This window comes from Massilia sp. LjRoot122, from assembly GCF_964252725.1.
Taxonomy (GTDB): domain Bacteria; phylum Pseudomonadota; class Gammaproteobacteria; order Burkholderiales; family Burkholderiaceae_D; genus Telluria.
The window spans coordinates 5,220,499-5,239,557 of the sequence record NZ_CAXUPB020000001.1; the positions used below are offsets into that span (position 1 = coordinate 5,220,499).

14 protein-coding genes are annotated in these 19,059 nt (G+C 63.6%); 8 read left to right on the top strand and 6 right to left on the bottom strand.

The features are described 5' to 3' along the window. Nucleotides 1-6: 6 nt before the first annotated feature. On the bottom strand, nt 7-1,641 hold the full coding sequence (locus ACSQ25_RS23050; protein WP_436107951.1) for a TldD/PmbA family protein: 1,635 nt from the start codon (nt 1,639-1,641) through the stop codon (nt 7-9). 382 nt (nt 1,642-2,023) lie between these two features. Between ACSQ25_RS23050 and ACSQ25_RS23055 the strand changes: the two genes are divergently transcribed. Together ACSQ25_RS23055 and ACSQ25_RS23060 are read left to right on the top strand one after the other, a co-directional pair. After that, nucleotides 2,024-2,824 carry a class I SAM-dependent methyltransferase gene (locus ACSQ25_RS23055; RefSeq protein WP_436107952.1) on the top strand — a complete coding sequence of 267 codons (801 nt, stop codon included), beginning with the start codon at nt 2,024-2,026 and terminating at the stop codon, nt 2,822-2,824. A 127-nt stretch (nt 2,825-2,951) separates the two neighbouring features. Continuing rightward, on the top strand, nt 2,952-4,523 hold the full coding sequence (locus ACSQ25_RS23060; RefSeq protein WP_436107953.1) for a trypsin-like peptidase domain-containing protein: 1,572 nt from the start codon (nt 2,952-2,954) through the stop codon (nt 4,521-4,523). Between the two features lie 49 nt (nt 4,524-4,572). Here the strand turns inward: ACSQ25_RS23060 and ACSQ25_RS23065 are convergent, their stop codons facing one another. The 4 genes from ACSQ25_RS23065 to ACSQ25_RS23080 all read right to left on the bottom strand — a co-directional run bounded on the left by ACSQ25_RS23065 (nt 4,573) and on the right by ACSQ25_RS23080 (nt 10,771). Further along, entirely contained in the window at nt 4,573-6,174 is a 1,602-nt protein-coding gene (locus tag ACSQ25_RS23065; RefSeq protein WP_436107954.1) for a serine hydrolase, read from the bottom strand. A 22-nt stretch (nt 6,175-6,196) separates the two neighbouring features. Continuing rightward, nucleotides 6,197-8,053, bottom strand: a complete 1,857-nt coding sequence (locus ACSQ25_RS23070; RefSeq protein ID WP_436107955.1) for a M1 family metallopeptidase — start codon at nt 8,051-8,053, stop codon at nt 6,197-6,199. A 105-nt stretch (nt 8,054-8,158) separates the two neighbouring features. Continuing rightward, nucleotides 8,159-9,799: a CehA/McbA family metallohydrolase gene (locus tag ACSQ25_RS23075; RefSeq protein WP_436107956.1), complete on the bottom strand. Its 1,641-nt coding sequence runs from the start codon at nt 9,797-9,799 to the stop codon at nt 8,159-8,161. Between the two features lie 72 nt (nt 9,800-9,871). Then, nucleotides 9,872-10,771, bottom strand: coding sequence for a LysR family transcriptional regulator (locus tag ACSQ25_RS23080; protein ID WP_436107957.1), 900 nt, complete (start codon nt 10,769-10,771; stop codon nt 9,872-9,874). Between the two features lie 119 nt (nt 10,772-10,890). On the opposite strand from ACSQ25_RS23080, the gene ACSQ25_RS23085 reads away from it, so the two are divergent. From ACSQ25_RS23085 to ACSQ25_RS23100, 4 genes are all read left to right on the top strand, one after another. Next, the gene (locus ACSQ25_RS23085) at nt 10,891-12,057 is read left to right on the top strand and encodes a mandelate racemase/muconate lactonizing enzyme family protein (protein ID WP_436107958.1); all 1,167 of its coding nucleotides are present in this window, start codon (nt 10,891-10,893) and stop codon (nt 12,055-12,057) included. 153 nt (nt 12,058-12,210) lie between these two features. Then, nucleotides 12,211-13,563, top strand: a complete 1,353-nt coding sequence (dctA, locus tag ACSQ25_RS23090; protein ID WP_436107959.1) for a C4-dicarboxylate transporter DctA — start codon at nt 12,211-12,213, stop codon at nt 13,561-13,563. 39 nt (nt 13,564-13,602) lie between these two features. Next, nucleotides 13,603-15,909: an NADP-dependent malic enzyme gene (locus ACSQ25_RS23095; RefSeq protein ID WP_436107960.1), complete on the top strand. Its 2,307-nt coding sequence runs from the start codon at nt 13,603-13,605 to the stop codon at nt 15,907-15,909. A gap of 29 nt (nt 15,910-15,938) precedes the next feature. Continuing rightward, nucleotides 15,939-17,021, top strand: coding sequence for a porin (locus ACSQ25_RS23100; protein ID WP_436107961.1), 1,083 nt, complete (start codon nt 15,939-15,941; stop codon nt 17,019-17,021). 19 nt (nt 17,022-17,040) lie between these two features. On the opposite strand, the gene ACSQ25_RS23105 is transcribed toward ACSQ25_RS23100, so the two are convergent. After that, nucleotides 17,041-17,442: a DUF1330 domain-containing protein gene (locus ACSQ25_RS23105; protein WP_436107962.1), complete on the bottom strand. Its 402-nt coding sequence runs from the start codon at nt 17,440-17,442 to the stop codon at nt 17,041-17,043. Nucleotides 17,443-17,610: 168 nt separating this feature from the next. On the opposite strand from ACSQ25_RS23105, the gene ACSQ25_RS23110 reads away from it, so the two are divergent. Next, nucleotides 17,611-18,570 (top strand): AraC family transcriptional regulator N-terminal domain-containing protein, encoded by a 960-nt coding sequence (locus tag ACSQ25_RS23110; RefSeq protein WP_436107963.1) that lies wholly within the window; start codon nt 17,611-17,613, stop codon nt 18,568-18,570. A gap of 42 nt (nt 18,571-18,612) precedes the next feature. Continuing rightward, on the top strand, nt 18,613-19,056 hold the full coding sequence (locus ACSQ25_RS23115; RefSeq protein WP_436107964.1) for a putative quinol monooxygenase: 444 nt from the start codon (nt 18,613-18,615) through the stop codon (nt 19,054-19,056). Nucleotides 19,057-19,059 lie beyond the last annotated feature (3 nt).

The window sequence follows — 19,059 nt, forward strand, 5'->3', positions numbered from 1 at the left end:
TCTGCCTTAGCCGATCTTGCGGGCGGTGTTGATCACGTTGATGCCGTTGAAGCGCGTGGTCGACGAACCGTGCGAAACGATACTGATCTGCGGCGGCTGACCTTTACCGTCGAAGAAGGAACCGCCCATGCGCCAGTCGCGCTCGTCGCAGATGGCCGAGCAGGCATTCCAGAATTCCTGGGTGTTGGCCTGGTAGGCGACGTCTTCGAGCATCGGGCCGATCTTGCCGTCCTTGATCTCGTAGAACAGCTGGCCGCCGAACTGGAAGTTGTAGCGCTGCTGGTCGATCGAGAAGGAGCCGTCGCCGACGATGTAGATACCCTTCTTGATGTCCTTGACCATCTCGTCCGGGGTCAGCTTCTTCTTGCCCGCGGCGAGCGAGACGTTCGGCATGCGCTGGAACTGCACCGAGTTCCAGGAATCGGCGTAGGAGCAGCCGTGCGATTCCTTTTCGCCGATGATGTGGGCCTGGTCGCGGGTGGCCTGGTAGTTGACCAGGACGCCGTCCTTGATGATGTCCCACTTCTTGGTCTTGACGCCTTCGTCGTCGTAGCCCACGCAGCCGAGCGAGCCCGGGGTGATCTTGTCGGCGTACAGGTTGACCATCGGGTTACCGTACTTGAATTTCTTGGTTTCCCACTTGTCGAGGGTGGCGAAGCTGGTGCCGGCGTAGTTGGCTTCGTAGCCGAGCACGCGGTCCAGTTCCGTCGGGTGCCCGACGTTCTCGTGGATGGTCAGCCACAGGTGCTCCGGCGACAGCATCAGGTCGTACTTGCCCGGGGTGACCGACTTGGCGGTCAGCTTGGTCTTGGCGTCGCGGCCGGCGGCGCGCGCATCCTCGATCAGGTCATACGAACCGGTGTACAGGGTGGCGACGCCGCCCGCGGCCTTGATCTTGTGCTCGGGGCGCGCATCCAGGTATTCGTAACCCATGCCGACCGGCGCACCCAAGCCGGACCGCGAGCGGAACTTGCCGGTGGTCTTGTCCACGGCGGTAGCCTGGAACGGGGCCCACAGGCGGTGCACGTCCTGCTCGATATAGGAGCCGTCGGTGGACGCGAAGTACTTCTGCTGGTTCACCTGGAACAGCATCGAATTCATGAAGGTCGCGCCGCCGTCCATGCCGGCCTTGTTGGCGGCGATCAGCAGATCCGCCTTCTCCTTGATCGGCACCGTGCGCCAATCCTTCTTGATCGGCGTGGCCCAGGATACCTCTCCCACGCCCTTCACCGGTGCAAGACGCACCGGTTCGGACTGCAGCTTGGCATTGGCCTTGGCGATCGCCACCGCCTGGCGCGCCGCGTTGGCGATGCCGTCGTTCGACATGTCCGAGGTGGCGGCGAAGCCGTAGGCGCCGTTCGCGATCACGCGCACGCCGATGCCGGCCGACTCGGTATTCGCCACGTTCTCGACATTCAGGTCGCGGGTCGTGATGAACTGGTTCAGGTAGCGGCCGATGCGCACGTCGGCGTAGCTGGCGCCGGCCTTGGTGGCGGCGTTCAGCGCGACGTCGGCCAGCGCTTTCTTGGCGGCCGTGGGCATCGAGCTGAGCAGTTCTTCCGCGGCGATCGCACGGCTGAAGGGGACGAGCGTGGTAGCAAGCGCCAGGCTGCTGAAATTGAGAAAGGTACGGCGTTCCATAGAGTCTCCTGAAATCAAGCTACTTCTGGGCAGCGGTCCCGCCTTGTGGTGCGGTCCGCTATTCGTATTTACGGCGCAAATGAAGGGTCTTCACCGGACCGATGCAGCCTCGGCAAACTTGTCAACCTTAGCAGCAACTTGAGCTTTTGAATAGGCAATTGTTGTGCCATGACAAAGCGTCTTTTAAGTGCATGATTTGGTGGGTGTCCGCTGTCCGGCGCGAGTGTCCGCGGGAGTGTCCGGGTGTCCGCTGCGGACACATTTAAGAACGAAACGTATGCATATACAGGCAGTGCTTGACTGTCCGCCAAGTGTGGCCGATCATCAGCGCGGCGGCGGCGTCCCGCCCGGCCGCGCACAACACGATGGAGACTTCACACCGATGAAACGACTGATCCTGACCGCGATGCTGGCCACCGGCCTCGCCGGCGCCGCCGGTACCGTCCTGGCGGACGACGCCCTGAAAGCCGCCATCGCGGGTGAACACCGCAGCGCCGCCAACAAGGCGCGCGACGCGGCGCGCCACCCCTACGAAACCCTGAGCTTCTTCGGCATCAAGCCGAACATGACGGTGGTGGAGCTGGCGCCCTCGGGCGGCTGGTACACCGAGATCCTGGCTCCCTACCTGCGCCAGAACGGCAAGCTGATCGGCGCTGGCGAAGAGATCGCTCCGGAGAAGCGCTACGGCATGGCCTTCAAGAAGAAGCTCGATTCAAACGCGGCGATCTACGACAAGGTGGTCCCGAGCATCTTCGAACCGCCTGCGCGCTACCAGATCGCGGCGCCGAACAGCGTCGACATGGTGCTCACCTTCCGCAACCTGCACAACTGGGTCGGCGGCGGTGAAGACGCGCTGAAGACCACCTTCAAGGAGATCCACAAGGTCCTGAAGCCGGGCGGCGTGCTGGGCATCGTCGACCACCGCCTGCCTGCCTCGATGACCCAGGATGCCAAGGCCTCGAGCGGCTACGTGCACGAAGCCTGGGTGATCAAGCAGGTCGAAAGCGCGGGCTTCAAGCTGGCGGGTAAATCCGAGGTGAATGCCAATCCGAAGGACACCGCCAACCACGAAAAAGGCGTGTGGACCCTGCCGCCGGTGCTGGCCAACAAGGACAAGGACCGCGAGAAGTACATGGCGATCGGCGAGAGCGACCGCATGACGCTCAAGTTCGTGAAACAATAAGCTTCACACCGGGGGGCGGCGCCTCCCGGTGACGATTCGTGTATTTCCTTAGGCGGCGAGCGTGTATATTCTTGCGATTCGTACCATTCGCAACATTATTCGCACGTTTGAGCCACCGAAGGAATCCATGAAAACCGCACGCCTCGCAGCCGCCGTGGCATTCGCCCTGGCAGGCCTCGTCCACGCACAGGACACCACCCTTCCTCCAGCCCCCACGCCCGAGACGCCCCCCTCGCAGGCGGTCGCGACCCCGTCGGCCACCAAGGCGCCGGCCTTGCCGGCCATCGAGAACTCGGTGGTCAAGATCTTCGCCACCGTGCGCCGTCCCGACCCGTACAAGCCCTGGGCCAAGCAGTCGCCGGCCAACGTCACCGGCTCGGGCGTCATCATCGAGGGCAAGCGCATCCTGACCAATGCCCACGTGGTCGGCTATGCCAGCCAGGTCGAGGTGCAGGCCAGCCAGTCGGGCGACAAGGTGTCGGCCAAGGTGATCGCGCTGGCGCGCGGCCTGGACCTCGCGGTGCTCGAATTGGAAGACCCGTCCTTCTTCGACAAGCGTCCGCCGGTACAGCGCGCGGCCGTGCTGCCGGACGTGCGCGAGGCGGTGTTCGCCTACGGCTATCCGGTCGGCGGCAATTCGCTCTCGACCACCCGCGGCATCGTCTCGCGCGTGGAGTTCGTCGGCTACGGTTCGTTCAGCTCCGGCCTGCGCATCCAGATCGACGCGCCGATCAACCCGGGCAACAGCGGCGGCCCGGTGATCGCCGGCGACAAGATGATCGGCCTGGCCTTCTCGATGGCAGCCAACGCCCAGAACATCGGCTACGTGATCCCGAACGAAGAGATCGAGTTGTTCCTGAAGGACGTGGCGGACGGCCGCTACGACGGCAAGCCGCTGCTGCACGACAGCGTCCAGACGCTCGAGAACCCGGCGCTGCGCCAATACCTGAAGCTCGACAAGTCGGTGGAAGGCGCGCTGGTGCACCGCCCGTACAAGCTTGATGCGAGCTGGCCGCTGAAGGAAGGCGACATCATCACCCATATCGGCGAGTACCCGATCGACAACCAGGGCATGGTGCAGCTGGGATCGAACCTGCGCGTGCGTTTCCAGTACCGCATCCAGCAGGTGGCCAGGAACGGCAAGCTGCCGATGACCATCGTCCGCGGCGGCAAGTCGATGAAGGTCGAGGTACCGTCCAGCGGCCCGCGTCCGCTGCTGATCCCGGACCTGAACGGCGCCTATCCGTCCTATTTCGTGTACGGCCCGGTGGCCTTCACCCGCGCGACCAGTGAATTCCTGGCCTTCCTGGTGATGAATGCGGCGGCGGCCAACGCCTATGCCTTCAACGACAGCCCCCTGATCACGCAGCGCGGCGACTCGCCGGACCCGGCACGCGAGGAGCTGGTGGTGATCAGCGGTCCGTTCTTCCCGCACAAGCTGGTGAGCGGCTACAGCAACCGCTTCGGTTCGGTGGTCGATACGGTCAACGGCGTCAAGATCCGCAGCCTGGCCCACCTGGTCTCGACGCTGCGCGACCTGAAGGACGAGCACGTGGTGTTCAAGTTCGACCAGCGCTATGGCGAGACCATGATCCTGCCGCGCAAGGCGGTCATGGATGCGACCGAGGGGATCCTGTCGGATAACGGGATTCGCACGCAGGGGTCGGAGGACATGATGAAGGTGTGGGGCGGGAAGTAATCCCGCGCTGCAGAATGAAAAACCGCAGCCTCGGCTGCGGTTTTTTTATTTACTTCGCCTTCTTCACCGGCACAAACAGCAGATCCTGGAAGTCATAGCTGAAGTCCGTCTCCGTCGACACCGGCTTCATGCGCACCCGCTCGATGCTGCCGTCGTGGTCCAGCGAGAAGGTGACGTAGGCATCCGCATTGAAGTTACGCTCCTTCCAGCGCACGATGAAGGTGTCGTGCTGGAAGTGCTCCATCTCCCCGGTCAGGTCCGGCGTCTTCGCGAAGGACAGCACCAGCCGGTTCCCGTTGCGGCGGATCGACGCCTTGCCGTACCACGCGTCCTCATACTCACCCTCGTACGAAGCCAGCGGCAGCGAGGGCTTCGACGACGCCGCGCGCGCCGCCGCTTCGCCCTTCACCCGGGCCGCTTCCTTGGCCTGGTTCTCGCGGTCGATGTCGGCGATGCGGCCGATCCAGTCGGTCGGCGCCGCGCCCAGGTGCTGGTCGAGCAGGCGGTACTGCAGCGCGTTCAGCGAGGGGCCGCTCTCGGCATTGGTGAAGATCGCGATGCCCAGCTTCGATTCCGGCACCAGCAGCACGCGGGTGTAGAAGCCCTGCAGGGCGCCGCCGTGCATCGCCACCATCTTGCCCTGGTAGTCGCGCAGCTGGAAGCCGAGGCCGTAGGCGTAGAAGTTCGGCTTGGTCGCCGCCAGCGGCGGACGCGGCTCGCTGATCTTCATCGGCGTCTGCGGGGTCCACATCTCGCGCGACTGCTTGTCCGACCACAGGCGCACTTCCTTGCCGGCGGCGTCCTTGCCCACCTTGCCGCCGTCGAGCAGCACCTGCATCCAGCGCGCGATGTCTTCCGCGCTGGTATTGATGCCCACCGCGCCGTCGGCATTCGCCACCGGCATTGGCTTCACCGGTACGGCCTTGCCGTTGATCTTGCTGTGCGGCGCCGAGACGTTGGCGAACTTCGCGTTCTCGGCCAGGCTGGTGGTGGTGTTGGCCATGCCGACCGGCTTGAGGATCCACTCGTGCATGGTCTCGCCCCAGGTCTTGCCCGACTTGCTGGCGATGATCTTGCCGGCCACGATGTACAGCAGGTTGTCGTAGGCGTAGGCGCTGCGGAAGCTGGTCGCCGGCTTGATGTAGCGGAGGTTGTGGATGATCTCGTCGGTGGTGAAGCTGGTGGTCGGCCACCACATCAGGTCACCCGCGCCCAGCCCCAGGCCGCTGCGGTGGACCAGCAGGTCGCGCACGGTCATCTCGGAGGTGACGTAGGCGTCGTACATGCGGAAGTCCGGCAGGTGCTTGATCACCGGGTCGTCCCAGGCCAGCTTGCCCTGGTCGACCAGCATGGCCAGCGCCGCGGCGGTGAAGGCCTTGGAGTTCGAGGCGATCTCGAAGATGGTCTTGCCGTCCACCTTGGCCGGCTCGCCGCGCTTGCGCACGCCGAAGCCCTCGGCGGCCAGGACCTTGCCGTCCTTGACCACGGCGATGGCGATGCCCGGCACATCGAATTCCTTCATGACGCGCTCGACGTCGGCCTTCAGGTTGTAGGCCGAGGCCTGGACGGCGGTGGCGGGCGCCGCTTCTTGTGCGAACACCGCACCGGTGGTGGAAAACGCGATCAGGACCGCGGCTGCAAGTCGATTCATGGAAAACACGCTGTTCATTCCTTTATTGTTTGTTCATCTGCTTGTCGACGCTGCCCTGCGTCTCCGGGTGGTAGCGCTCGCGCGCGGCCTTGTACACGCGCTCGGCCCAGGCCCGGTCCTCGGCATTGGCGCGCAGCGCGCCATACAGCGGCACCACGAACTTCTGGCGGCCCACGCTCATCAGGAAGGCTTCCAGGTTCGGGCGGATGCCGCGGTAACCGGCATGCACCGATGCGCGGTAGAAGCGAAAGGCGACCTCATTGTTGCCGGTCTTGGCCAGGCCGAAGGCCTTGTCCAGTTCTTCCAGCTTGGCCGCATTCGCCTTGCTGTCGATATCGTTCAGGAACTTCATCCATTCGGCGGCGTTCCAGTTCTTCGTATCGAGCTGCGCGGTCTTGATGTCGCCCTTGAGCCAGCGCGCGGTGGTGTCGTTCAGCTTCGCCAGGCGGGTCGAGACGGCCTTCCTGGCGCTGGCCGGGATGCCCGGGCCGTACAGCCATTCGTCGAGTTCCGCGTCGCTCATGATCTTCGGATTCTTCGACAGCAGGTTCGCGCGCAGGTATTGCACGAACTGCTCGGTGGTCACGCTCTGGAAGGCGTGCTGGTCGAACCAGCCGCGCAGGAAGGGATCGAAGGTCGCGCGTCCGGCACGCTGTTCCAGCGTGCGGAGGAACCAGGCCCCCTTCGGATAGGCCAGGCCTTCGTCGGTGTAGTGCTGCGAACTCGTGTCCGGGTCGCGCGTGAGCAGGGCCTGCTTGGCTTTCGGGATGTCCTTGAGCGAGTCGAGCGCTTCTTCCTGTTCCAGCTGCAGATTCATGGTCGCCACTTCCTCGCCGTACATCTTCTCGAGGATGCGGGTGGTGACGTAGGTGGTGAAGCCCTCGTTGAGCCACCAGTGCTTCCAGGAGGCGTTGGTCACCAGGTTGCCCGACCAGCTGTGCGCCAGCTCGTGCGAGACCAGGTCGACCAGGCTGCGGTCGCCGGCGATCATGGTCGGGGTCAGGAAGGTCAGGCGCGGGTTTTCCATGCCGCCGATCGGGAAGGACGGCGGCAGCACCAGCATGTCGTAACGCCCCCAGCGATAGGGCCCGAACAGCGCTTCGGCCGCGGCCACCATCTTCTCGGTATCGGCCAGTTCGTACTCGGCGGCCTTGATGCGCATCGGTTCTGCGTAGACGCCGGTGCGCCCGCCCAGGGTGCGCGCTTCCAGCTCGCCGATGCCGATCGCGATCAGGTAGGACGGCACCGGCTGCGGCATGGTGAACTTCCAGCCGCCCTTCCCCAGGGCTTTCGGGTCGTTATCGGCGCTCATCACGACGCGCATGCCTTGCGGCGCCTGGATGCGCGCGGTGTAGGTGAAGCGCACCGCCGGCGTGTCCTGGATCGGCACGAAGGAGCGCGCATTGATCGGCTGCGACTGGCTGAACATGAACGGATACTTGCCCGACATGGTCTGCTTCGGCGTCAGCCACTGCAGCGCGGGCGCGGTCGGCGCGGTCTGGTAATGGATGCGCACCTTGGCCGGCTGGCCCGGGAGGGCGACGTGCAGCGCCCGGCCCTTCTCGGCATCCAGCTTGTCGAGGGTGTACTTGACCGGGCGCCAGGCGCCTGCCGCATCCTGTGCCTCGATCTTCGAGATGCTCAGTTCGCGGGTATCGAGATCGAGCGTGGTGGCTTTCTTGTCGATCCAGTTCAGCGTCAGGTCGGCGTAGCCGGCCAGGGTCTTGCGCGTGAAGTCGGCCTTCAGGTCCAGGTGCAGGGCCGTGGTCTTGACCTGGTCGTATTTGGCGTAGCTGAGGGGGTCGAGTGCGAACGCATACGCGCTCCATTGGCAGATAAAGGCGCAGGCCGAGGCGCGCAGCAGGGTGCTTGTCTTCATGATCTCTCGCGTGGAAGGGATGAAGCCGGACAGCCCGGGTAGGGCCGGAGGCGCAGGCAGGATAGCATCTTCAATCCTGGCCGGAAAGCACCCGCGCCGGCTACCCTACTCCTGCGTCACCCACACCGGTGCCGACCACAAGACGTTGCCGTCATCCTGCGTCACCCGCGCATAATAAAAATGTTTGCCCGGCGCCGGCGTGAAGCTGGTCGTGGCAAGGTTCGAGACCTCGGTGACGCTGCCGTTCCGCCCCGGCACGCCCTCCATGATCGCCACCGCCGCCACCTTCTTGCCCGCAGCCGAGGCGAAATTCGCGCTGAGCGTCAGCGGACCGCGGTTGCTGAAGCGCGCCCCCATCAATTTGCCGTTCGCGGTGAAGATCAGCTGCGAGCCCTTGTCCATGGTGGCGAACACGCGCCGCGCCTTGAGCGCCTCGACGAAGCTGTCGCGCGTGAGGGCCGCCCCCGTGGGCAGCAGCACGCCGGTGCGATTGGTGTAGGACGCGCCCCAGTTGGCGCAATGGTTGTCCTGGTTGGTGCTGAAGGCCAGATGGTAGCCGGCTTCCAGCAGCCGGTTGCAGGCCTGCTCGAAGTTGCTGCGGCGGGTTTCGGTCTCGGTGTCGTTGGTCGAGAAGGCGGTGCTGTTCATCACCTCGCACAGCGCCATCGCCTCGTCGCCGTCCTCGGTATACCCGAGCGGCACGCCGTTCACCTTGAACTGGCCGCTGTGCGAGGGATGGTTGAACTGCCCCACCCAGCCGCGCCGGCGCATCAAGGTGTAGAGCGCGGCGTAGTCGTTGCGCGCGGTCGCCGTATCGGCCAGCAGTTCGCCCAGGGCGTTGGTCTCCCAGCCCAGCAACTCGTCGCTGTTGAAGATGTTGACGTGGCCGCCGTTGTTGATGACGCCCCACTCCATGCCGTACAGCGCCAGGAAGCCGGGCTTGGTGGCGTTGAAGGCGGCCGCGCTGGCCAGGCCGGCCTTGTACAGGTCCTTCGCCCTGACCGGGTCGGCGCTGGCGTCGGTGCCGTCCGAGCCGTCGTACATGTGGTTGTGCTCCGAGACGGCCAGGATGTCGAGGCCGCGCCCGCGGGCATAGGCGAAGGCCGCTTCCGGTCCGTACCTGGCCTTGAGCGGGTCCTGGGCGCCCTTGCAGTCGTCGAGGGCCGCGCCGCCGTCGCTGTGGTTGCTCTGGCTGTGCAGGTTGGCCAGGTAGACCGTGTAGGGCAGCGCGCCGGTTGCCGGCGCCATCGCCGTGCCGGCGGCGGCGTCGCGGATACCCGGCAGCGGCGCGAAGCGCGGCATGCGCTGGGCCGGACGGGCGCCGACCGCGATCTGCCAGTCCTGCTCGACAGCGCCATGGTGCTCGTCATGGTGGACGCCGCGCAGGATGGCGCGCATGCGCACCCGGTACAAGCCGCTCGCTGCGGGCGCGCCCTTGATGCGGCCGTCCCATGCGACCTGCAGGGGGACGTCCTGGCCGGCGATGGGAAGGCTGCCGCGCCAGCGCTGGACGACGCGCCCTTGCGGGTTCACCAGTTCCAGCTTCCAGTAGACGGTCCCGGGCTGTTCCAGGCCGGGGTAGCTGAAGTTCAGGCTGAAGGTCCGGCGCGCATCCGCCGCGGCCTGAAAGGGCGCGTGCAGGGTGGCTTCGAATTCCTTGTGCTCGGCCGGGGCCGCGACAGCGCCGTTGCAGGACAGGGCCAGCAGCAGCGCACCGAAGGTGGGGGGCAGGATGATCGTTTTCATAATGCAATTTTGACAATTGCATCGAACTCGACCTTGCGCTTCCCTGCCCTCGAAGTTGCAAATTTATCTACATCATTTGAGAGGATTCAATTGTTCCGCGAGGAAGTCGATGAAGGCCCGGGCGCGGATGGTCTGATTCCGCTGGCTGGGGTAATACACGAACAGGTCCGCATCCGGCAGCACGAACTCGGGCAGCACGATTTTCAAACGACCACTGTCGAGGTACCTGGCCAGGTCCCATTCCGACCTGATCAGGATGCCGTGGCCGTCCAGCGCCCAGCCAAGCACGATGTCGCCGTCATTGCTCGACAACATGCCGTGCACCTTCACGACTTCGGTATGGTCGTGATGCTGGAAACGCCAGATACCGTAGGCATCGTCGTTTTGCCGGTGGATGATGCAACGGTGCCTGGCGAGATCCTCCAGCTTCGCAGGCGTCCCGTGCCGTTCCAGATAGGCCGGCGAGGCGCACAGGAAGCGCCGGTTCGACATGATGCGCCGCGCATTCAGGCGCTTGTCGGGCAAGGCACCGAAGCGTATCGCCAGGTCGAAGCCGCTGTCGACCAGATCGATGGGCCGGTCGGTCACCTCCATCTGCAGTTCGACTTCCGGATAGCGCAGCGCGAAAGCGGATACCAGCGGGGCGATCGTGGTGCGTCCGAAGCCGAGCGTCGCGTTCACGCGCAACAGGCCGCGCGGGGTCGCACGCCCCTGCGATACCACGTCTTCCATTTCCCGTATCTCGGCCAGGATGCGCGTCGCATGCTGCAGGTAGGTTTCGCCTTCGCTCGTCAGGCTGAGGCTGCGCGTGGTCCGGTTGAGGAGCCGTACGCCCAGGCGGCTCTCCAGGGCCGCCAGACGCTTGGTGGCAGCGGGAGGCGTCAGGTCGATCGCGCGCGCCGCCGCGGCCAGGCTGCCGTGCCGGGCAACCAGGGCGAAGAAATGCATGTCGGAGGTCGGGTCAGTCTTCACTTGCACTCACTTGATAATTGAATTTCAGTGAATTATAAGGCGATTTTTTGCGATTAAGCTCCAGGCATTCCTTCACACAATCGCATCCACGCCATGCGATTTTTCCCCAGGAGACTCCCGTGAAAATTGTAGAAATCCGTGAAAAAACCGTCCCCATCAGCTCGCCGATCCGCAATGCCTACATCGACTTCAGCAAGATGACCCTGAGCCTGGTGGCCGTGATCACCGACGTGATCCGTGACGGCAAGCCCGTCGTCGGCTACGGGTTCAACTCCAACGGCCGCTACGGCCAGGGCAAGCTGATGCGCGAACGCTTCATCCCGCGCATCCTGGAAGCGGACCCGGCCTCGCTGGTCGACGATGCCGGCACCAACCTGGATCCGCACAAGATCTGGAACTGCATGTTCACCAACGAAAAGCCGGGCGGCCATGGCGAGCGCTCGGTGGCGATCGGCACCATCGACATGGCGATCTGGGATGCCGTCGCCAAGATCGAAGGCAAGCCGCTGTTCCAGCTGCTGGCCGATCGCTACGGCAATGGCAAACCCGACCGCAAGATCTTCGTCTACGCCGCCGGCGGCTATTACTACCCGGGCCAGGACCACGAGAAGCTGAAGGACGAGATGCGCAGCTACATCGACCGTGGCTACACGGTCGTGAAGAAGAAGATCGGCGGCGCGTCGCTGGACGAAGACCTGCGCCGCATCGACAGCATCCTGTCGGTGCTGCAGGATGGCCAGAAGCTGGCAGTGGACGCCAATGGCCGCTTCGACCTCGACACGGCCATCCAGTATGCGAAAGCGCTGTCGCAGTACGACCTGTTCTGGTACGAGGAACCGGGCGATCCGCTCGACTTCGAGCTGCAGGCGACCCTGCGCAATTACTACAAGAACCCGATGGCGACCGGCGAAGACCTGTTCTCGATGCAGGATGCACGCAACCTGATCCGTTATGGCGGCATGCGCGCCGACCGCGACTGGCTGCAGTTCGACTGCGCGCTGTCCTACGGCCTGGTCGAATACCTGCGCACCCTCGACATGCTGCGCGAGCACGGCTGGTCGCCGAAGCGCTGCATTCCCCACGGCGGCCACCAGATGTCGCTGAACATCGCTGCCGGCCTCGGCCTGGGTGGCAACGAGTCCTACCCTGACCTGTTCCAGCCCTACGGCGGCTTCCCGGACGGCGTCACGGTCGACAACGGCTACATCACCATGCCGGACTTGCCCGGCATCGGCTTCGAAGGCAAGGCAGACCTGTACGCCGAGATGCAGAAGCTGTCGGCTTAAGCGCCACAAGACCGTCAACGCCCAGCGACAAGAGGCGCGGTCACCAATCCAGTCAACAGGTAGTGGTCACAGCAGCGGCCCCAACGGGCGTGCCTGCTGCGGCCCTTCCTGTCCATCAGCAGGCCGGAAACATATTCGCACGAGGAGACAGCCATGCGATCCACATTCGTCGGGAAATACCTTTCCAAGCTTTACGTCCAGGTCTTGATTGCCATCGTCGTCGGCATCCTGCTCGGCCATTTCATGCCCGAGCTCGGCACTAAACTCAAGCCACTAGGCGACCTCTTCATCAAACTGATCAAGATGTTGCTGGCACCAATCATCTTTGCCTCGATCGTCGTCGGCATCGCCCGCATGAACAATGTGCATGAGGCAGGTCGCGTCGGGCTGAAAGCAGTGCTCTACTTTGAAGTCGTATCAACGCTTGCACTCGTCATCGGTCTCGTGGTCGTGAACCTGTTCAAGCCAGGTGAAGGCATGAACGTCGACCCTGCACTCATCGATGGGTCGACGGTGGCGACCTATACGCAGAAGGCGCAGCAGCAGGGCGGCGCACTCGATTTCATCCTGAATATCGTACCGAACAGCGTCGTCGGGGCGTTCGCGAACGGCGACATGCTGCCGATCATCTTCTTCTCCTTGCTGTTCGCGATTGCCCTTGCACGTGCCGGCAAGACAGTCGAGCCCTTTGTCGACATGCTGGACCAGTTCCTGCACGGTATGTTCGGCGTTGTCCGCATCGCCATGTACGTTGCACCACTGGGCGCTTTTGGCGGCATGGCCTTCACCGTGGGCAAATACGGGATCGGCACGCTGCTGTCCTATGGCCAGCTGATTCTCTGCCTATACCTGACCTCCGCCATCTTCATCGTGCTCGTCCTGGGCATCGTGATGCAGGCCTGCGGGCTGTCCTTGTTCAAGTTCATGCGTTACATCAAGGATGAGCTGTTCGTCACGCTCGGTACCGCGTCGACGGAAGCGGTCCTGCCGCAGATGCTGGTCAAGCTCGAAAAGCTGGGAATTCCGAAGCCGGTGGTGGGCCTGGTGCTGCCGACCGGCTACGCGTTCAACGCGGACGGGACGGCGATCTACCTGACCATGGCAGCCATTTTCATTGCCCAGGCGATGAATATCGACCTGACGCTGTGGGACCAACTGATCCTGCTCGGCGTCCTGCTGTTCACCTCGAAGGGATCGGCCGGTGTCGCCGGAGCGGGCTTCGTGGCCTTGGCTGCGACGCTGGCGTCCATGCACAAGATTCCTGTCGAAGGACTGGTCCTGCTGTTGGGCGTGGACCGCTTCCTGAACGAGGCGCGTGCCTTCACGAACCTGGTCGGCAACGGTGTGGCAACGGTCGTCGTGGCGCGCTGGGAGAAGACCATCGACATGAAGCAGGCCCGGGCCGTCCTCGAACGCGGGTCGGCGCTGCCGGACGAAAGCCTGACAGACGCCGCGTCAGGCACCGACAGCATTCCAGTAGGCGTGCTGAGCAAGCGCCACGCATAGCGCGATGCGCTGCCATACCCAACACACACGAGATCGATCATGACATCCGAAGCATCTTTGCTGCGTCAGGCAGCACTCGACTATCACGAGTTCCCCAAGCCGGGCAAGCTTGCCACCGTTCCGACCAAGCAGATGATCAACCAACGGGACTTGTCCCTGGCGTATTCGCCAGGTGTCGCATTCCCCTGCGAGGAGATCGTGGCCGATCCGGTTGCCGCGGCACGCTATACTGCGCGCGGCAACCTGGTCGGGGTCGTTACCAATGGAACGGCGGTACTGGGTCTCGGCGACATCGGCCCACTGGCTGCCAAGCCGGTGATGGAAGGGAAAGCGGTACTGTTCAAGAAATTCGCGGGTATCGACGTCTTTGACATCGAGCTCAACGAAAAGGACCCGCAAAAACTGGTCGACATCATCACGGCGCTCGAGCCGACCTTCGGGGGCATCAACCTCGAAGACATCAAGGCGCCGGACTGCTTCGCGGTCGAAAGCCAGTGCCGGGCGCGCATGAACATCCCGGTATTCCACGACGACCAGCACGGCACGGCCATCGTGGTGGCCGCGGCGATCATCAATGGACTGAAGGTCGTCGGCAAGCCGATCAGCGAAGTGAAGCTGGTCGCATCCGGCGCCGGCGCTGCCGCGCTTGCGTGCCTGGACCTGCTGGTCGACCTGGGCCTGGACCTGCGCAACATCTATGTGACGGACCTGGCCGGCGTTGTCTACCAGGGCAGGACCGAACTGATGGATCCGAAGAAGGAGCGCTATGCCCGCGCTACCAGCGCGCGCAGCCTGGGTGAAGTCATCGAGGGCGCCGACATCTTCCTCGGGCTCTCGGCCGGGAACGTGCTAAAGCCCGAGATGGTGAAGCGCATGGGAAGGCGGCCGCTGATCATGGCGCTCGCCAATCCCACGCCCGAGATCCTGCCTCAACTTGCCCTGGAAGTGCGTCCCGACGCGATTCTGGCGACCGGGCGCGCGGACTATCCAAACCAGGTCAACAATGTCCTGTGCTTTCCCTATATCTTCCGCGGCGCGCTCGATGTGGGAGCGACGACGATCACGCGCGAGATGGAAATCGCCGCGGTCAATGCGATTGCGGACCTCGCACGGCAGGAGCAGAGCGACGTCGTGGCAACGGCCTACGGCACCAGCAATCTCTCGTTCGGCCCCAACTACCTGATCCCGACGCCCTTCGATCCCCGCCTGATCGTCAAGATCGCACCGGCGGTCGCCAGGGCCGCGATGGACTCCGGCGTGGCGACCCGCCCGCTGGACGACCTGGATGCCTATGCACAGCACCTGCAGCAGTTCGTCTATCACAGCGGCAGCATGATGCGGCCGGTATTCCAGGCCGCACGCGCCGCCACGCCCGACAGGAAGCGGATCGTCTTCGCCGAAGGTGAAGAGGAACGCGTGCTGCGCGCTGTCCAGATCGTTGTCGACGAAGGCATTGCCCAGCCGATCCTGGTTGGCCGTCCGGCCGTGATCGAGCAGCGCATTACGAAGCTTGGCCTGCGTCTGCAAGCCGATCAGGACTTCACGGTGGTGAATACCGATCACGATGCCCGCTACCGGGACTACTGGACGGAATACCTGGATCTCATGTCCCGGCGTGGCGTCACCGAGCAGATGGCAAAACTGGAAATGCGCCGGCGTACGACGCTGATCGGGGCGATGATGGTGCGCAAGGGGGAAGCCGACGGCATGATGTGCGGGACGGTCAGCACGACACATCGCCATCTCCATTTCATCGATCAGGTCATCGGGAAGAAGGACGGCTCGACCGTCTACGCGGCGATGAATGCCTTGATCCTGCCAGGCAGGCAGGTCTTCATTGCGGATACCCACGTGAACATCGATCCGACTGCAGCCGAGCTTGCCGAGATCAGCTTGCAGGCAGCTGCGGAAGTAAGGCGCTTCGGCATTGTCCCGAAGCTGGCACTGCTTTCACACTCCAATTTCGGGTCCAGCGATGCGCCTTCGGCCCGGAAAATGCGTGAAGTGCTGGCCATCTTGAAGCAGCGCGCGCCCGAGCTGGACGTGGACGGCGAGATGCATGGCGATGTGGCCCTCGACGCCGGCCTGCGCCAGAAGTTTTTGCCCTCGTCGACGCTGGAGGGCGACGCGAACCTGCTGATCCTGCCCGATATCGACGCTGCGAATATCTCTTACAACCTGCTCAAGGTTGCTGCCGGCAATAACGTTGCCATTGGCCCGATCCTGCTTGGCGCAGCAAAGCCGGTGCAGGTACTGACGCCTTCCGCGACCGTCCGCCGGATCGTGAACATGACGGCGGTGCTGGTCGGGGCCGTGGTCGCGATCAAGCCTACTGCCCAACAATAAAAGGGGCTTTGTCCCGACAAGGAGGAGACATGGAAGTGAAAATCATCGCAGCAGCCATCCTGGCTGTCAGTTCCGCTGCAGCGCAAGCCCAGACCGGACTGACGATCTATGGCATCGCCGACGCCGGCTTCGTCCACGAAAGCGGTGGCACGGCCGGTAGCGTCAACAAGATCAGCAGCGGCGTCGGCTCGGCCTCGCGCATCGGTTTCCGCGGCACGGAAGACCTCGGAGGCGGAACCTCGGTCCTCTTCCTGCTCGAGAACGGTCATCGCCTGGACACGGGCGCGGTTGACGCAGAGGGCACGATCTTCAACCGCCAGGCGTATGTTGGCATCAAGGGCAGGGCCGGCCAGCTGACGATCGGCCGCCAGCATACGCCCTGGCACCAGGCCCTGGTACAGGTGGGCGATCCCTTCTCGACCGGCTATGCGGGCAGTGCGAAGAACCTGTTCCCGGATTTCGGCGCCAATGTTCGCACCAGCAATACGGTGCTGTACGCGACGCCGGCCATCCAGGGCTTCACGGCGGAGGTGGCATACAGCGCCGGCGAACAGGCCGGCAGTACGGCATCCGGCCGCCAGATGGGCGCTTCGCTGGGCTATTCTGCAGGCCCGCTGAATGTACGCCTTGCGTACAACCACAAGAATGCCGACGTCGCCGCTGCACCCGGCGTCACCGGGGCCACCCGCGGCAATGGCAGCAACAAGCTGCTGGCGGCGAACTACGACTTCAAGATACTCAAGGCCTACCTTGCCCTCAGTGTCGATCAGGGCTTCAACAGCGCGCCTTTGGGCAATAACAACAACCCGTATGGCGGCGTCGCCCCGACCGCGTCAACCGGCGGCAACGAGATCCTGCTCGGCGCCGTGGTGCCGGCCGGCCCCGGCAAGCTGGTGGTGACGCTGCAGCGCAAGGACGACAAGACCCTGCGGAACCAGGATGCACGCTCGCTGGGTATTGGTTACCTGTATCAGTTATCCAAACGCTCGACGCTATATTCGGTATATGGCGCAATCGATAACGAGAACGGGGCGGGATATACCGTTGCCAACAATTCGGAAGCCGGTTCGGGCGATCGTGCCTTCAACCTTGGCATTCGACACACATTCTGATTCGACACAGTTGCCTTGCCTAGTGCGCAGGTGGCGTGACGCTGCCCTCGACGATGTACACGCGCGAGCTCGACGATCGATGGCGGATCGACATCAGCTTCCGGTAAGCGGGAGAGTCGTACCAGGCCTGCGCCTGTTCCTTGCTGTCGAACTCGATGACGACCATCCCTCCCTTGGGACCGTCTCCTTCGAGCGCGCTGATGTTCCCGCCGCGCACGATGTAGCGGCCGCCGAACGGCCGGAAGGTCGATTCGACCTGGGCGCTGTAGGGCTTCATGCCTTCACGGTCGGTCACCACGAATTCGGAGACGTAGAACGCACGCGGCGTGCCTGCCGGCGCCGCTGCGTGCAGAGCGGTGGCCGCGCTGAGGCCAATGAGGGCCGTGGCGATCCAGCGCCGCATGCCGGGTTTCATCTTCATAGTGTTTCCTTCTGACCAGTTTCGAACTGCGTTTTCGGCAGGTACGAGCATCATGTGGGCAGCAGGCTTCAGGCGGTATCCTCATCCTGCCGATTTGTTGCCTGATCCTCTGACTAAGTAACAATTGCATAGGCATCGATCCGATTCCGCCTTATTCTTGTGATGGAAATGGAGACCGCTACCGTGCACCTGCTTGCCCCCACCCCGCCGCCCTCGTCTTCGGCCCGTCGCCGCGAAGAATTGCGGGCGCAACTGGCCGGCCGTACTGCATCCTTGATCGGCTCCGCAGCGAGCCTCGCGACCTCGATTCCCAACCTGACCTTGTATCGCTACACCGCCCCGTCAGTGCCGGACTGGGTAAGCTACGAACCGAGCATTGCCCTGGTCGTCCAGGGAAAAAAGCGCGTCATCCTGGGCGGCACGCACTTCGACTATGGTCCTTCGCGTTTCCTCCTGACCTCGCTCGATCTGCCGGTCACCAGCCAGGTCATCGGGGCAAGCCCTGAAGCGCCCTACCTGTGCTTGCGGCTGAAGCTGGACATTGCCGTGGTCGGGGAACTGCTCAGCCGCGACCCTGATCCGGCCCCGTGGCCCCGCAAAAGCGAACCCGCGATGGCGACCGCGGAGACGACTGCCGAACTTCTCGACGCTTTCTGCCGCTTGATGGACCTGCACCATGCTCCGCAAGACATCGGCTTCATGAGTGGACTGATCCAGCGCGAAATCATCTATCGGATCCTTCAAAGCGCCGAAGGGCAACGCCTCCGCGCGATCGCGACCCTGGGAGACAGCAACCAACGGACGGCCAGGGCCATCGAATGGATCAGGGAACACTACACACAGCCGCTGCGCATGGAAACGCTGGCCCGGATCGCCTGCAGGGGGGTGTCGACACTGCATCACCACTTCCGGGCGCTCACGTCCATGACGCCGCTCCAGTATCAAAAGCAGCTTCGCTTGTATGAAGCGCGGCGGCGCATGCTCGTGGACGGCCTCGATGCCGCGAGTGCCGCCTTCGAGGTCGGCTATGAAAGTGCCAGCCAGTTCAACCGCGAATACTGCCGTGTCTTTGGCCAACCGCCCATGCGCGACGTGCGCGCATTGCGCGTGGTGGGCGAAGGCGCCTAGCGGCGCCCACTGGCTATGTTGTGAACACTACAGGAGTCAAGAATGACAGGCTGGAAAACCGAAGGTATGGAGAAGCTGATCCGTCAATGCTTTGCACTGGCGATCCCTGCGTGGCTGCTGTTCAGCTTTCACCCGGCTCACGCCCAAGAGCAGCAGATGATGGTCCGGATTTCGGAGATACAGGTACACGCGGAGCATCTCGATCAGTACAAGGCAATTCTCAAGGAGGAGGCCGAAGCCTCGGTGAGGCTGGAACCGGGCGTGATCGCCATATTCCCGATGGTCCAGCGAGAAAACGCCACCGAGTTCCGGATTCTCGAGATGTATGCCGACCGCCAGGCCTATGAGGCCCACCTCAAGACGCCGCATTTCCAAAAATACAAAACCACGACGCTTCACATGGTCAAATCGCTGAAGCTGGTGGACATGCAGACCCTGGATGCAGCCACCATGACCAGCATGTTCAAGAAGATGAAGCGCCGGTAGCCG

Bases quoted from the DNA above. Each gene is read 5' to 3' on its own strand.
- ACSQ25_RS23075 (WP_436107956.1), bottom strand. From the start codon at position 9,799: ATGAAAACGATCATCCTGCCCCCCACCTTCGGTGCGCTGCTGCTGGCC.
- ACSQ25_RS23070 (WP_436107955.1), bottom strand. From the start codon at position 8,053: ATGAAGACAAGCACCCTGCTGCGCGCCTCGGCCTGCGCCTTTATCTGC.
- ACSQ25_RS23055 (WP_436107952.1), top strand. From the start codon at position 2,024: ATGAAACGACTGATCCTGACCGCGATGCTGGCCACCGGCCTCGCCGGC.
- ACSQ25_RS23050 (WP_436107951.1), bottom strand. From the start codon at position 1,641: ATGGAACGCCGTACCTTTCTCAATTTCAGCAGCCTGGCGCTTGCTACC.
- ACSQ25_RS23105 (WP_436107962.1), bottom strand. From the start codon at position 17,442: ATGAAGATGAAACCCGGCATGCGGCGCTGGATCGCCACGGCCCTCATT.
- ACSQ25_RS23110 (WP_436107963.1), top strand. From the start codon at position 17,611: ATGGAGACCGCTACCGTGCACCTGCTTGCCCCCACCCCGCCGCCCTCG.
- ACSQ25_RS23060 (WP_436107953.1), top strand. From the start codon at position 2,952: ATGAAAACCGCACGCCTCGCAGCCGCCGTGGCATTCGCCCTGGCAGGC.
- ACSQ25_RS23115 (WP_436107964.1), top strand. From the start codon at position 18,613: ATGACAGGCTGGAAAACCGAAGGTATGGAGAAGCTGATCCGTCAATGC.
- ACSQ25_RS23100 (WP_436107961.1), top strand. From the start codon at position 15,939: ATGGAAGTGAAAATCATCGCAGCAGCCATCCTGGCTGTCAGTTCCGCT.
- ACSQ25_RS23095 (WP_436107960.1), top strand. From the start codon at position 13,603: ATGACATCCGAAGCATCTTTGCTGCGTCAGGCAGCACTCGACTATCAC.
- ACSQ25_RS23065 (WP_436107954.1), bottom strand. From the start codon at position 6,174: ATGAATCGACTTGCAGCCGCGGTCCTGATCGCGTTTTCCACCACCGGT.
- dctA (WP_436107959.1), top strand. From the start codon at position 12,211: ATGCGATCCACATTCGTCGGGAAATACCTTTCCAAGCTTTACGTCCAG.